Genomic DNA, 11,993 nt, shown 5'->3' with positions numbered 1-11,993 from the left:
TGAGCTAGGAACCGCTCACGACCACACGAGCATCGCCCAATAGCCCGACCGGTCAACCAGCGCCCCCACAATGGCCGTTCGACACCAGCCACCTAGGGTGCTCTTGAAGAGCTGTGGTGGAAGTGTCAGGCTTCATCAAACGTTCGGGATCATGGGAGGACACGAACATGTTGCAAGTTATGCCTGAGGCGCTCTTGGCTGGCGGAGCGGCGCTGACCGGTATCACCGCCCAGCAGGCCGCGGCGACCTGCGCCGCTACACCGGTGGTGTCGGCGCTGCTGCCGTCCGGTGTGGACACCGTTTCGGTGATGGCGGCGCCCCTGTTCAGCATGGAGGGCATGAATTTCGGGGTCGCCTCGGCCGCAGGGGCTGCCATGCTCGGGATGGCCGCCGAGGGCATGACTGCCGTCGGGATGGCCTACAACGCTGTTGACGCTGCCGGCGCCGCCCGCGTTATCTGACCGGCGACGCTTGTCCCGATCGGGAACGTAGAGCCAGCACATGGAATGGCATGGAATGCCGCCCGAAGCCAACACCGGGCGGATGATCGCTGGTGCTGGAGCTGAGCCGTATCTGCAAGCCGAACTGGGCTGGCAGGCACTGGCATTGGACTTCACGGCCGCAATGATGCTGCTGCGCACTGAGATCGCCGCAGTGTCAGCCGCATGGCAGGGAATGGCATCGTCTCAGGCTCAGGCAGCGTTCGAGCCGTATCTGGCCTGGATGATGGCCCTGATCTTTCAGGCCGAGGAACGTGCCCTTGCTGCCGGCGCGCAAGCCGCCACCTACGCCACCGCAGTCGCTGAAACCCCCACACTGGCGGAGATCGCCGACAATCACATCACCCATGCGGTGCTGGAGGCGACCAACTTCATGGGGTGCAACACTGCGCCGATCGCCGTCAACGAGTTCGATTACTTTGTGGTGCTGTGGAATCGGGCTGCGAGCGCCATGGACGGCTACTTGGCTGGCAGTACGGCCAACACGACGTTCGTTCCGTTCATGCCGGCGCCGAGCATCATGGCCGCCCCGGGGGCCCCTGAGGCGGGGCTGTCGGCGATCCTGGCCGCCACCGCCGCGCAGCTGCCGATGACCGCGGCCCGCGAAGCGCTGCTGGCCGAGGTGACGGCAATGGGCGCCGCCGGCGCAGTCAAGGGCAGGGTCCAGCAGGCCACCCAGCTCGCCGGCACGGCCGCCAACCTGGCGGGCAGCGCCGGACGGGAAGGGGCACAAGCCGGTTCGGCGGATGCCTCACAGATGATGCAGATGGCAAGCCAGGCCCCGCAGATGGCCGCGCAGGTTCCCCAGCAGATGGGCCAGATGCTGACCCAGGGGCCGCAGCAGTTGACGCAGATGGCATCCCAGCCGATGCAACAGATCAGCCAACTGTTCTCTCAGATGGGCGGAGGCGACCTCGCCAAGCAAGGCATCTCGCCCGGCGATCTGATGTCGCACTTCGGGTCCGCCGATCAACTCGGGGGCTATGGGACCAGCGCGGTGGGCTCCGGCGGAGGTGGCTACAGCGGGGCCGGGATGCTCGCGTCGTCGCACTCCGCTGGATCGACCGCACTGCGGGCACCCGCAGGCTGGAGCCAGCCCGCACCGGCGCCCGCAACGGCGTCGGTCGAACAGATGGTCAGCACCAGTGCCAGCGCCGGCGGTGGCAGCAGTGCCGTGGGTAGCGGGACCGGGATGATGGGGCCGCTGGCGGGCGCCCACCGCGATCAGGGATCGGTGATCACCCTCGACGAGATGATCGTGCACGAAGAGCCGGTCGTGGCCACCCTGGGGTTTGAGGTGTTCGAAGAATGATGGGGCACTTTTGGCAGGTCAGCGGGGGAAGGGGGGTGCGCCGGGGGTCCTCTTGCGAATGGCCGGAGGATCGTTTTGGCTGGTGGTAGACGAATCGCTGTAAGTCCGCGTCGCTTGGTCGCCTTAGGCGCGGGGCCTTCCTCGTCAGAAGGTATGACCCGTGAGACGACCGCAGACCTGCAGATCACCCCGGTCGGCAGGACAACTTCACAACAAGCACAAGCTTCAACTAGGAAGAGGTGAATCTTCATGGCAATTCTGGGTACCGACACCGCAGTCCAGCAGGCCGTCGCCGACGAGCTCGGCACGACCTCCGCCTCCGAGACGGCCACGCTCAACGGGATTCTCGCCGAGGTCCAGGGCCTGCAGGCCAGCCTGGTCGGCGAGACCGGCACGGCCACTCAGGCCAAGGCCCAGCACCTGCACGAGGCCGGGATGCTGCTGTCCCAGCAGCTGGAGAGCATCAGTGAGCGCGTCGGACAGTCGGCCGGGGGCTACATCGCCACCGACTCCGACGGCCACAGCATCGTGTCCGCCAGCGGCGCCGCCGCGTTCTGACCACCACTCGACTCGACACAGACAAGGAGTAACAGCATGAGCGAACAGGTTTGGCATTTCCCGGTCATCTACGCTGCGTGCGAGACGCTGCGTGGTCACGGCGGCACGTTGCAGGGGCTCAACGAGCAGACCGAGGCGGTTCTGGGCAAGGCCGTCGCGGCCTGGCAGGGCGAAGCCTCGGAGATGTACGCCAACGAGCAGCGCAACCTCAACCACGCGCACGCCAACTTCCAGATGGCCTTCACCGACTACATCAACGCGGTGGAGCAGTCGACGCAGAACCAGGAGCACCAGGAGGCGGTCAACGCCTCGTCGTTCGGCTGACCACCACCCAGCAAGAAATATAGCGGCACGGGTATAACTGCCCGTGTCGCTATATTTTTTGGGTCGATACCGTGCCTGTGTTATTTGGCCGAATAGGGTGTTACGGTTTTCGGCATGAGCAACGACAACGACCCTTATCTCGGCGCGTTTTCGCAGACCCCCACGACGCACGCCACCCCCCCGCAGTCCCCTCAGCAGCCCCCCCAGCCTCCGCTGCCCCCCTCGCCTCCCCTGCCCCCGCCGGCGGCGATGGCCCCGAGCGAGACGAACGACCAGACCTCGGTCATCGCGCGGGAAGACATCGCCCAGTGGCTTCCGCCGGGCAACGGCGCGCCCGTCGACGCCTACCAGCACGATTACCAGCAGCAGCAGCATCGTCAGCCGGCCGCGCTGGAGTCGCGGGAGTCCGCCGGTGGAGCGCACCGATCCCCGACGTACACCGGGGGAGCGCTGGTCGCCGCGCGGCGCACCGCGCAGCCCTCGCACGGCGACCAGGTGCTGCTGGACAAGACCGACGTGCGCAGGATGTCGGTCCCGGCCGAGCACGGCTGGCGTGCCGCGTTGCATAAGGTCACCCGTATTAACATCGGCCCTGGCAAAGACGAACGGTACGAAATCAGCCTCAAAGACCGGACTGCGAAGGCGGTTCGGCAAACCTTTACCGTCGCGGTCATCAATTTGAAGGGTGGCGTCGGGAAAACGGTCAACGCGAAGCTGCTCGGCTCCACGCTGTCATCGATCCGCGGCGACAAGGTCATCGCCGTCGACCTGGACAACGACTCAGGCAACCTCACCGAGCGCCACGGCCGCGAGACGAACCTGAGCCTGCTCGACCTCGTCGCTGACACCTCGGTGGGCCGCTACCTCGACGTGCGGGCCCACACCTCCAGTGACACCGTGTCGCGGCTGGAAGTCCTCGGCCAGCCCGACTTCGCCAGCAGTCCACGTGGTGTCGAGCCCGCGGATTTCGAAAGGACCATGAGCCTGCTGCGGGAGTACTACTCGATGGTGGTCCTCGACTGCGGGACCGCACTGAACTCGCCGCTGGTGCAAGCCGCACTGCAGGATGCTCGCGCCATCGTGGTGGTCACTAACGCCTCGATCGACGCCCTGCAGGACACCGACCAGACGCTGGAATGGTTGCGCTACAACGGATATCAGAACCTGCTAGAAAGCCTGATCCTGGTCGTCAACCACACCGACCCGAGCCGGCCCAACGTCGTGGTGGACAAGGTCGTCGAGCAGTTCTCCCGCAAGATCCCCCGCGAACGGATCTTCATCACCCCGTTCGACCGCCACATCCACGAGGGCCGCGAGATCAACCTCAAGCTGGTGTCGAAGAAGACCCGCCGGCGCGCGCTGGAGATCGCCGCGGCGGTGTCGGACATGTTCCCCAAGAACGTCGACTGACCGGAGAGGACGGGCTTGAGTTCATGACCACGACCGAGCGAGCACCCCGGAGGCCCGACATGGTTGTCTTCGACGACCAGGTGGGCGCGCCAGATTTCGCCCCGATGGAGCAGCGGAAGTCCATGGAGGATCTGGTGGCCGAACTGGACACCAAGGACCTGCTGCCCCGGGTTGAAGAAGCCGTTGTCCGCGAGGTCGAGCGACGGGCAGGCAAGACGCCGCCCCGCAAGGTGATTCGGCCGATCGAGGACTACCTGGGCGCCACCGACGTCGGTGGCCTGCAGGAGGAGCCGGACGCGTTTGCCGGCTTGGAAGCCATCATTCGCGATGAGATCACGCGGCGCGATGGGGGGGAAGCCCATGGCACCGGTCGGTAGCATCACCGCGCTGTCGCGAATGGCGGTGTGGTACGGCGAGATTCAGAAAGACCTCGTGCTGCCTACGCGCCAGCCGATCGGGGAGTACATCGCCGACGTCGTCGATGCGCTGGCTGCTGAAGACATCGAGATCACCGCACCCAGCGGAAGCCAGTGGACGCTGGCGCGGCCCGCCGGGCCGCTCAAGCCCGAGAGGTCGCTGCAGGAGGCCGGGATCAGCGACGGCGCCGTGCTGGAGCTGCGGGCCGTCCAATCCACCGAGCGCTACCGCGAGGTCAACGAAGACGTCATCGAAGTCGTCGCCGAAGCCGCCGCAGGCGCCGGGCGGCCATTCGACGAATCCACGGCCCGCATCGCCGGCCTGATCGGCCTGACGGTCGGTGGGATCGCGGGATGTGTCGTGCAGTGGATTGCCTGGGTCAACAGCGGGTTCTCGTGGGGATGGTTCGGTGCCGGGCTCCTCGGTGCCTTGGTTGCGATGATGGGGGTCTGGTCTGCCACGTATCGCTACGAGGCGCCCGATGCCGCGACGGCCTGGACGGTGGTGTGCCTGACGGCGTCGGCCGTGCTCGGGCAGGCGATCCCGGTGTCGCAGCGCACCGGCATGCCTGGCGCTGCCCACATCATGGTGGCCGCCGCCGCGGTCGGCGTGGCCGCGCTCTGTGCGCTGCTCATCACGCACCGGCATCTGGCCGCGACTAGTGCGTTGGTCGGGGTGTCGGTGACGGTGGTAACGGTTTGCGCGGCAACCGAATACACGCCGCTGCCCCCTGCGGCTATCGCCGCTGGGGTGCTGCTCGGAGGGCTTACGGGGCTTCAGGTTGCGCCCAACGTCGCTGCGGCCCTCGCCCAGATCGCACTGCCGAGAGTGCCTGCCGACGGGGAATCGATCGACGATGCCGGCGGCGAGATCAGTGCGGCCGAGTTGGCGATCGTGCGGCAACGGGCCAGTCGGGCCGTGCAATTGACGACGGGGCTGCTCGGCGCGGCGGCACTTGTCACCGCGGTGGCCGCGGTGTGGATGGTGGACCCGAACTCCTACCACCGCAAGGTGGAGGTGATCGTCGCTGTGTGCCTGACCGTGGCACTGTGCACGTGGGGGCGCACGCTGTCCAACGGCCTGCAGGCGTTCTGCCTGTTCGGTGGAGCTGCCGTGGTCATCTTGGGTGCCGCGGGACGCTACCTGCTGGCCCGGCCCACGGGTTCGACGCCCGTGGTCGTGATCACCACGGTGCTGATCGCTGTCGGTGTGCTGGTCTTTATCGCGATCGTGGTGACCCCGCGGGGGGTCAATCCCAAGATCAAGCGCGTCTCGGAGATCGTGGGGACCCTGGCGCTGGTCGCCATCTATCCGCTGTCGGCGTGGCTGACAGGCATTTTCGGCATCCTGCGCGATCTGAGGATCGGGTGAGCGCGGTGGCGAAACTGGCTCAACGGGCCGGTGCGCTGTGTGCTGTCACCGCGATCGCCGTGGTGTCGTCGGGGGCCGGGGTGGCCCAGGCGCTCACTCCGCCGGCGGTCGATACCGGCGCTGTGCCGGCGGACGTTGTCGGGCCCGAGGAGGCAATGCGGCTCAATGTCATCTGCCAGACCCCCGGCGTGCTGCCCGATTCGGGGTTCGGTGATCCGCCGGCGCCGTGGCGGCTGATGAATCTCGACGCAGTGCGGCCGTTTGCGAACGGCGCCGGGGTGACGGTGGCGATCATCGACACCGGTGCTGCCCCCAACCCGCGGCTTCCCAACCTGCGTCCCGGTGGTGACTTCGTTACCGAAAATGGCGACGGGCTCGATGACTGTGACGGTCACGGAACTCTGGTCGCCGGCATTATCGGTGCTGCGCCCCACCCCGGGGACGCCTTCGTCGGAGTCGCCCCCGATGCGACGGTGATCAGCATCCGGCAGTCCTCGCAGCACTACACCCTCGAGCACCCCGACCCCGGCCGGCGCGACGACCCGAATGCCAGTCAGACCGCGATGGACCTGCGGGCCATGGCCCGCGCCGTTGTCCATGCGGTCAACCTCGGGGCGTCAGTCATCAACATCTCGATGGTGTCGTGCATGAAAGCCGTCCGCCACCTCGACGATCGCGAACTGGGTGCCGCCCTGCACTGGGCGGTGGCTGAGCGCAACGCGGTGGTGGTCGCTGCGGCCGGCAACACCGGCGGCGACTGCCGGCAGAATCCGCCGCCGCCGGGCGGGGCCCCGGGCAGCTGGGACAACGTGGTCACCATCGCCACCCCGGCCTGGTGGGCCGACGACGTCCTGGTGGTGGGGTCGGTCAACGACACCGGAGTGCCGTCGAGCTTCACCATGCAAGGGCCCTGGGTCGACGTGGCGGCGCCGGGGGAGAACATCGCCAGCGTGGGCAACTACCCCGACGGGCATCTCGTCAACGGTCTGCCCGGGCAAGACCAGATTCTGGTGCCGATCTACGGGAATTCCTTTTCGGCGGCTTATGTCAGCGGCGTTGTGGCGCTGATCCGCCAGAAGTACCCCGACCTGAACCCCTACCAGGTGATGAACCGGCTCAAAGCCACCGCGCACGCCGGGCCCACCACCCCGGACCCGTCGATCGGGTGGGGCGTCGTCGATCCCCTGGCGGCCCTGACCTGGAATGTTCCCGACCCGCCACCGAGCTTCCCGGTCAACAAGATCATCCATCCGGCACCGCCGCCGCCGCCGCCGGACTACACGCCGCGGACCGTGGCCACCTACACGCTCGTGGGATTCCTGGCCGCCGCCGCGCTGGGGATCGTCGCCCGGGCCGTTCTGCGTCGAAAGGCACAATCATGAGCCGCCACTCCAGGGCCGCCAACACGGCGCCGGGCTTCACCAAGCCCCCCATCCTGGGTGTGCGGGTCACGGTGCCACGCAGCGTGCTGAGTGCACTGGTCGGTCTCGCGTGGATCAGTGCCACGCTGGGGCGGCTGCACCCGGTGGCGGTGGCCGCGCTGCCCGGCGTGATGGTGAGCGTCGCGTTCACCACGATCTACCACGTGCCCACCACCCACTGGGTCATGACCGGATGGGCCTGGCTACGCCGCCGGCGGGTCACGACCCCGGCTCCAGTGACCGCTGCTGAGGAGGTGTTCGTCAGCGGCGTGGCGATCGGTGTCGTCAGCGAACACGAAGTGCTCTCGGTGATGATCGAGCTGCACAGCGACCCGATGGCGCCCACCGTGGCCACCGACACCGAAGAGCGCACCGCCAACGTGCTCGACGTCGCCGAATTGGCCTACACCGCACTGCAAGTTCTCGACGTCGACGTCGCGTCGGTGGATTTGATCAGCGATGGCCACCGCGCCGCCGGCGGATTCGCAGAGCTGTATCAGCAACTGACCGGCCCGACCATCGCCCCGGCCGAGCGCCGCAGCTGGATCGTCGCGCGGATCCGGCTCGACGACAACATGGGCGCCATCGACCGGCGAGGCAGCGACGCGCAGTCGCCTCAACGCGTCGCGGCAGCGACCTGCCTGCGCGTGGCCGACGCGTTGGCCAGCTCCGGAATCGACGCCAGGCCGGCCACCGCGGCCACCATCGACGCGGTCAACGCCCGACTGCACGCCGAAGAGCCCACCACCGACCACTGGTCGTACCTGGAAAGCACCAACAGCTACACCGGGGTCTACTACGCCGATCCCGGCCACATCGGTGTCGACAGCCCGCAGTGGTGGACCTGGCCGCTCTCGCGTGAGGTCACCACCCTGATCCGCATCACCCCGGGCACCAATGGGAACCGGCCGCGCATCGGCGCGCTGGTCCGCTACCGCACCGATGCCCGCACGCCCGCCCCGCCGGTGTCACGGCTGGGACCGCTCTACGGGGTCCAAGCTCTGATGTGGCAGCAGTTCCGCGTCGGGTACTTGCCCTGCGACACCCCGCCGCCGACGACCGCACTGCCGGCTGAGGGCCCCGTGGTGCCCTTCGGTCCGGCCGGACCCCTGATCGGGGCAATCGGCGACCCCCGCGACCACACCGCAGTGCACCTGCCCCTGGTCAGTCCCATCACCGTGCTGTGCCAGAACTCCCTGCTACTTCGGCAAGTCGCTCTGCGTTCCTGCGTCACCGGCCGGCCCGTCGTCGTGGTCACCGACGAACCGGAAAAGTGGGAAGACATCGTGCCCATGGCGGTGGCAGGGGCAATCCTGACCGAGTACCCCGACGACTGGGACAACCTCGACACCGACACCGACACCGACGCTGAGTCCGATGAGAGCGCGGGCGAACGGTCGCTGCTGGATCCAGACACGATCCTGGTCCTCGACACCGACAAGGAATCACCCGAAAACCTCCCGCCGCTGACCATCCTCACCGCGGACGGAGCATGGGATGCCGACATCGAGCTCGCGGCAAACGACGAAGAATTCGGCTTCACCCTCAAATTCCGGACAGGCCTGCGTGCCCAGGTGCGAGCCATGCCCGCCCACGAAGAACGCAGAATCCTCGGCCTCGGCGCACCACCAGCCGCCCGCCGCGGCACCACAGCGCCGCAGCGCCCCGCCGGCGATCGCCCCCTGCCCCGCACCGCGAGCAACGGCACGGCACCCACCCGCGCCCCGAACACCCCGCGCAGCGTGCCGCAGGCAGGCAGAGTCGCGCCGGCACCTCAGCGCCCGGTGCAACCGCCGCAGCCGGTGAAGCCACCCGTGCGCGGCCCCCAGACGCCGGGGCCCGCCCGGCACGCAGCCGACGATCAAAGGCTCGCCCGGCCGCACAACGGCACACCCGCCACCGGCGGCATCGCGCCGCGGCCCACCCGGCCAACGCCTGCCAATCCCGCGCCGCCGCGCGCCACCCCGCCGGCCGCGCCACCGCGACCGAGCGGGCCAGCACCCACGAGTGCCCCGGCCACCCGCCCGGCACCGCCCCCTCCGCCGCGAGGGCAGGCTGCGCCGCCGGCGCGACCGGGGACACCCACACCCCAGGCGCCGACCCCGCCGCCGCGGCAGGTGCCTCCCTCACAACAGGCAGCCCAGGGTGGCCAGAATGAGGCTCCCGCTGCGCCCACACCGCCCCAACGGCCAGCCCACCCCACCCCGGCGCCCGGCCCGGCTCAAAGCGCGCCGAAGGCCCAACCCGCACCGCCACCGCGGCCCGCTGCGCCACCGGCTCAGCCAGCACCATCCACGCCCACACCGCGGCCCGTGGCGCCGGCCAACAACGCACCCCCGCGCCAGGAATCCCGTCCGCCCACACCCGTAGCACCGCCGCCAGCTGCAGAACGAGAGCGGCACGACTGGGCCGCGGTCGCCGGCCGCGGACGCCGAGGCGGCCAGGACGACGGCAAGCACTCCGGCTCGAACAGCGCCGAGTCGCAACGGTCCGGCTTGCTGAAACGGTGGCGGGGCCGCCAACTCAAGGCCACCGAGGAACCGGAGGTGATCCTGCCTCCGAACAAGGAGCCGGACTCGGGGCCGCGGCGCGTCGTGTTTACGCGCAGCCTCGACGATGATGAGGCGAAGTGATGGCGCGGCGAACCATCGTCGAGCTGGTCGACGACCTGACCGGTGCCCCAGGGGCAATCACGACGCAATTCAGGCTCGACGGTGTCGACTACGAAATCGACCTCGCAGACGACACCGAACTGCGGGACATGCTTGCGCCGTGGATCGAAAAAGGCCGCAGAGTCAATGGTTCTGGCGGTGCCGCGCTACGTAACAACGGCAATGGGCAGCACCGACACGACATGCACCGAGTACGTCAATGGGCCCGCGCCAACGGATTCACCGTTCCATCGCGCGGCAAGATGCCCAGGGCGACCATTGAGGCATACGACGCGGCGCGGCTCACGGTGCCGCCGCGGTAGCGGGGTGGTCTTGAAAACCTAGCCGCTGGCGATAACCGTAGAAGCCATGGCCAGCAACCAGGAAAGCGGCACCGCCGCACTGCGCGACAGCATCTCGGCGCACGAGCCGCAGGTGTTACGGACTCACAAGAGCGCGGCCCGATTCTTCTGGGGCGTACTGGCATTCGCCACCACAATGTCGATTAGCGGCAACGTGGCCCACGCACTACTTCACGCCCAAGGCGGCTCGCAGCTCATGCTCGGTGTTGCCGCCACGGTCGCGCTGATCCCACCCTCAGTCTTGCTGCTGGCCACCCACTCGGTGAGTCTGCTGGTCCGAACGCGAAGTTCAGGCGCGGTCTACTGGTCGGCCGTGGCGATCACCGTCGTACTGGCCGCGTTCGCGTTTCGGCTCAGCTTCGACGCGCTCAAAGAACTCGCGATCAGCACCGGCGTGCGGGACGGAATTGCCTGGCTGTGGCCACTATCGGTCGATCTGACCATCGCCCAGGCCACCGTTGCTCTGCTGTCGCTGAGTCGGCCTACCGGCGGGCGGCTTCCGGAGCGATACAGCGCCCCCGACACCGGAGCTGTCACGACCGCTGCGGAGACCAAGGCAGCACCTGCAGCAGCACCGAAGAACACGGTGGCGCGCGCCGCCAGCCCGGCGCGAACCCCCGCGCCGGTAGCAGCTGATCCTTATCGGGCCGCGCGGTCAAATGTTCAAGACATCAGCAGCTTTCATCGCCACGACAGCCACGTCGATATCCACGTCGACCCGTCCCCGCCGGCACCGGCGGCAGCGATAGGGGAGGTGGCCAGTGCCGGCTGGGATGACGTCGCCGAGACGTTGATCCGCGAGAGGGTCACCGTCAAATCGGGGCCTGAAGTCGTCGAGGTCCTTCGCCTGTGGGACGAAAAGGTGCCGACCACCACCATCGCCACGCGGACCGGTGTGCACCGAGACACCGTCAGCAACATCATCAAGGCCGCAGACGAACTTCTGTCGGACGCCCGTCGGCTCCGCGCATGAACCCCAGCTCGCGACGCGACATGAGCCGTGCCGCCGTCTGCACCGATCGCAGTGGCACCGGCCAGCTTCCGCCGGCATGCACTGACCGATCGGGGCATCGCTTCGTCACGTCGGTATTTCGCCCCAATTATGAAATCTGCGAACGCTGCGGGTGCGCCACTCGTGTGGTGCAACCCGCACTACGGGGCGACAGCCAAGGCGGCGTGCGCAATGCACTCACCGACAGCACCGGATGGGATCACACCAAGGAGGGTTTATGCGCAATCGCTGCAACAACAGTCACGGGGTGATCGGCCGATCACCTGGCGGACGGCCGCAGTGCCGGTCCCGAATGACCGCCTGCCCCACCCTGATGATCGTTCCGTGCTCCCGGGCTGATACCTCGCATGGAGAGGGTGAATTCTGGCTCGTACACACCCCCAGCGGCCGACGGATTCCCGTCTGCGGGACGCCGGGTGCGCTGGCCGAGCTCGCGCGGCAGCTCGTGTGGTTCGCAGAGGTCCTCGACCCGGCGTTCCTGGCATCTCCGGTGAACGCTGGAGTGCGAGCGAGCCTGCGCGAGCTCCTGCGGGCGTGGCTCACTGAGACGGTGGAGCGTGATTCGGTGGCGCACCCGCGCATCGACAACGCCATGCACCCACGGTCCCTATGGGACGTCACCGCATGACCGCCTCCCTGACGGCCAGTTGCTCGA

The 11,993-nt window shown here is 68.0% G+C and carries 12 protein-coding genes; all 12 read left to right on the top strand.

Annotation, left to right across the window (positions count from 1 at the left end; all coding sequences use genetic code 11):
- The first annotated feature begins 179 nt into the window (after positions 1 to 179).
- The 12 genes from AC2VON_RS09155 to AC2VON_RS09100 all read left to right on the top strand — a co-directional run bounded on the left by AC2VON_RS09155 (position 180) and on the right by AC2VON_RS09100 (position 11,966).
- Entirely contained in the window at positions 180 to 461 is a 282-nt protein-coding gene (locus tag AC2VON_RS09155) for a PE family protein (RefSeq protein ID WP_486952667.1), read from the top strand.
- A 40-nt stretch (positions 462 to 501) separates the two neighbouring features.
- Entirely contained in the window at positions 502 to 1,812 is a 1,311-nt protein-coding gene (locus AC2VON_RS09150; RefSeq protein WP_486952666.1) for a PPE family protein, read from the top strand.
- A gap of 249 nt (positions 1,813 to 2,061) precedes the next feature.
- Complete coding sequence (locus AC2VON_RS09145) at positions 2,062 to 2,370, top strand: WXG100 family type VII secretion target (RefSeq protein ID WP_486952665.1); 309 nt, start codon at positions 2,062 to 2,064, stop codon at positions 2,368 to 2,370.
- A gap of 36 nt (positions 2,371 to 2,406) precedes the next feature.
- Positions 2,407 to 2,694 carry a WXG100 family type VII secretion target gene (locus tag AC2VON_RS09140; protein ID WP_486952664.1) on the top strand — a complete coding sequence of 96 codons (288 nt, stop codon included), beginning with the start codon at positions 2,407 to 2,409 and terminating at the stop codon, positions 2,692 to 2,694.
- A 114-nt stretch (positions 2,695 to 2,808) separates the two neighbouring features.
- Positions 2,809 to 4,104: a MinD/ParA family ATP-binding protein gene (locus AC2VON_RS09135; RefSeq protein WP_486952663.1), complete on the top strand. Its 1,296-nt coding sequence runs from the start codon at positions 2,809 to 2,811 to the stop codon at positions 4,102 to 4,104.
- A gap of 59 nt (positions 4,105 to 4,163) precedes the next feature.
- Positions 4,164 to 4,481, top strand: a complete 318-nt coding sequence (locus AC2VON_RS09130) for a hypothetical protein (protein ID WP_486952662.1) — start codon at positions 4,164 to 4,166, stop codon at positions 4,479 to 4,481.
- A complete protein-coding gene (eccD, locus tag AC2VON_RS09125) occupies positions 4,465 to 5,892 on the top strand; it encodes a type VII secretion integral membrane protein EccD (RefSeq protein WP_486952661.1) in 1,428 nt (475 codons plus the stop codon). Before AC2VON_RS09130 ends, eccD begins: the two co-directional genes overlap by 17 nt.
- Positions 5,893 to 5,906: 14 nt before the next feature.
- Complete coding sequence (gene mycP, locus AC2VON_RS09120; protein ID WP_486952668.1) at positions 5,907 to 7,274, top strand: type VII secretion-associated serine protease mycosin; 1,368 nt, start codon at positions 5,907 to 5,909, stop codon at positions 7,272 to 7,274.
- Positions 7,271 to 9,946: a type VII secretion protein EccE gene (gene eccE / locus AC2VON_RS09115; RefSeq protein WP_486952660.1), complete on the top strand. Its 2,676-nt coding sequence runs from the start codon at positions 7,271 to 7,273 to the stop codon at positions 9,944 to 9,946. Before mycP ends, eccE begins: the two co-directional genes overlap by 4 nt.
- Positions 9,946 to 10,287 carry a histone-like nucleoid-structuring protein Lsr2 gene (locus AC2VON_RS09110; RefSeq protein ID WP_486952659.1) on the top strand — a complete coding sequence of 114 codons (342 nt, stop codon included), beginning with the start codon at positions 9,946 to 9,948 and terminating at the stop codon, positions 10,285 to 10,287. Before eccE ends, AC2VON_RS09110 begins: the two co-directional genes overlap by 1 nt.
- A 46-nt stretch (positions 10,288 to 10,333) precedes the next feature.
- Entirely contained in the window at positions 10,334 to 11,299 is a 966-nt protein-coding gene (locus tag AC2VON_RS09105; RefSeq protein ID WP_486952658.1) for a DUF2637 domain-containing protein, read from the top strand.
- 331 nt (positions 11,300 to 11,630) lie between these two features.
- A complete protein-coding gene (locus AC2VON_RS09100) occupies positions 11,631 to 11,966 on the top strand; it encodes a hypothetical protein (protein ID WP_486952657.1) in 336 nt (111 codons plus the stop codon).
- The last annotated feature ends 27 nt before the right edge of the window (positions 11,967 to 11,993 follow it).

This window comes from Mycobacterium sp. TH-M82, from assembly GCF_057473605.1.
Note: the sequence above shows the minus strand (reverse complement) of the source record. Positions and strands in the feature narration are given on the sequence as shown.

Excerpts from the sequence above, each read along its gene's own strand:
- AC2VON_RS09155 (WP_486952667.1), top strand. The coding sequence starts at position 180 with ATGCCTGAGGCGCTCTTGGCTGGCGGAGCGGCGCTGACCGGTATCACC.
- AC2VON_RS09150 (WP_486952666.1), top strand. The coding sequence starts at position 502 with ATGGAATGGCATGGAATGCCGCCCGAAGCCAACACCGGGCGGATGATC.
- AC2VON_RS09145 (WP_486952665.1), top strand. The coding sequence starts at position 2,062 with ATGGCAATTCTGGGTACCGACACCGCAGTCCAGCAGGCCGTCGCCGAC.
- eccE (WP_486952660.1), top strand. The coding sequence starts at position 7,271 with ATGAGCCGCCACTCCAGGGCCGCCAACACGGCGCCGGGCTTCACCAAG.
- AC2VON_RS09105 (WP_486952658.1), top strand. The coding sequence starts at position 10,334 with ATGGCCAGCAACCAGGAAAGCGGCACCGCCGCACTGCGCGACAGCATC.
- AC2VON_RS09130 (WP_486952662.1), top strand. The coding sequence starts at position 4,164 with ATGGTTGTCTTCGACGACCAGGTGGGCGCGCCAGATTTCGCCCCGATG.
- AC2VON_RS09100 (WP_486952657.1), top strand. The coding sequence starts at position 11,631 with ATGACCGCCTGCCCCACCCTGATGATCGTTCCGTGCTCCCGGGCTGAT.
- AC2VON_RS09110 (WP_486952659.1), top strand. The coding sequence starts at position 9,946 with ATGGCGCGGCGAACCATCGTCGAGCTGGTCGACGACCTGACCGGTGCC.
- AC2VON_RS09140 (WP_486952664.1), top strand. The coding sequence starts at position 2,407 with ATGAGCGAACAGGTTTGGCATTTCCCGGTCATCTACGCTGCGTGCGAG.
- AC2VON_RS09135 (WP_486952663.1), top strand. The coding sequence starts at position 2,809 with ATGAGCAACGACAACGACCCTTATCTCGGCGCGTTTTCGCAGACCCCC.
- eccD (WP_486952661.1), top strand. The coding sequence starts at position 4,465 with ATGGCACCGGTCGGTAGCATCACCGCGCTGTCGCGAATGGCGGTGTGG.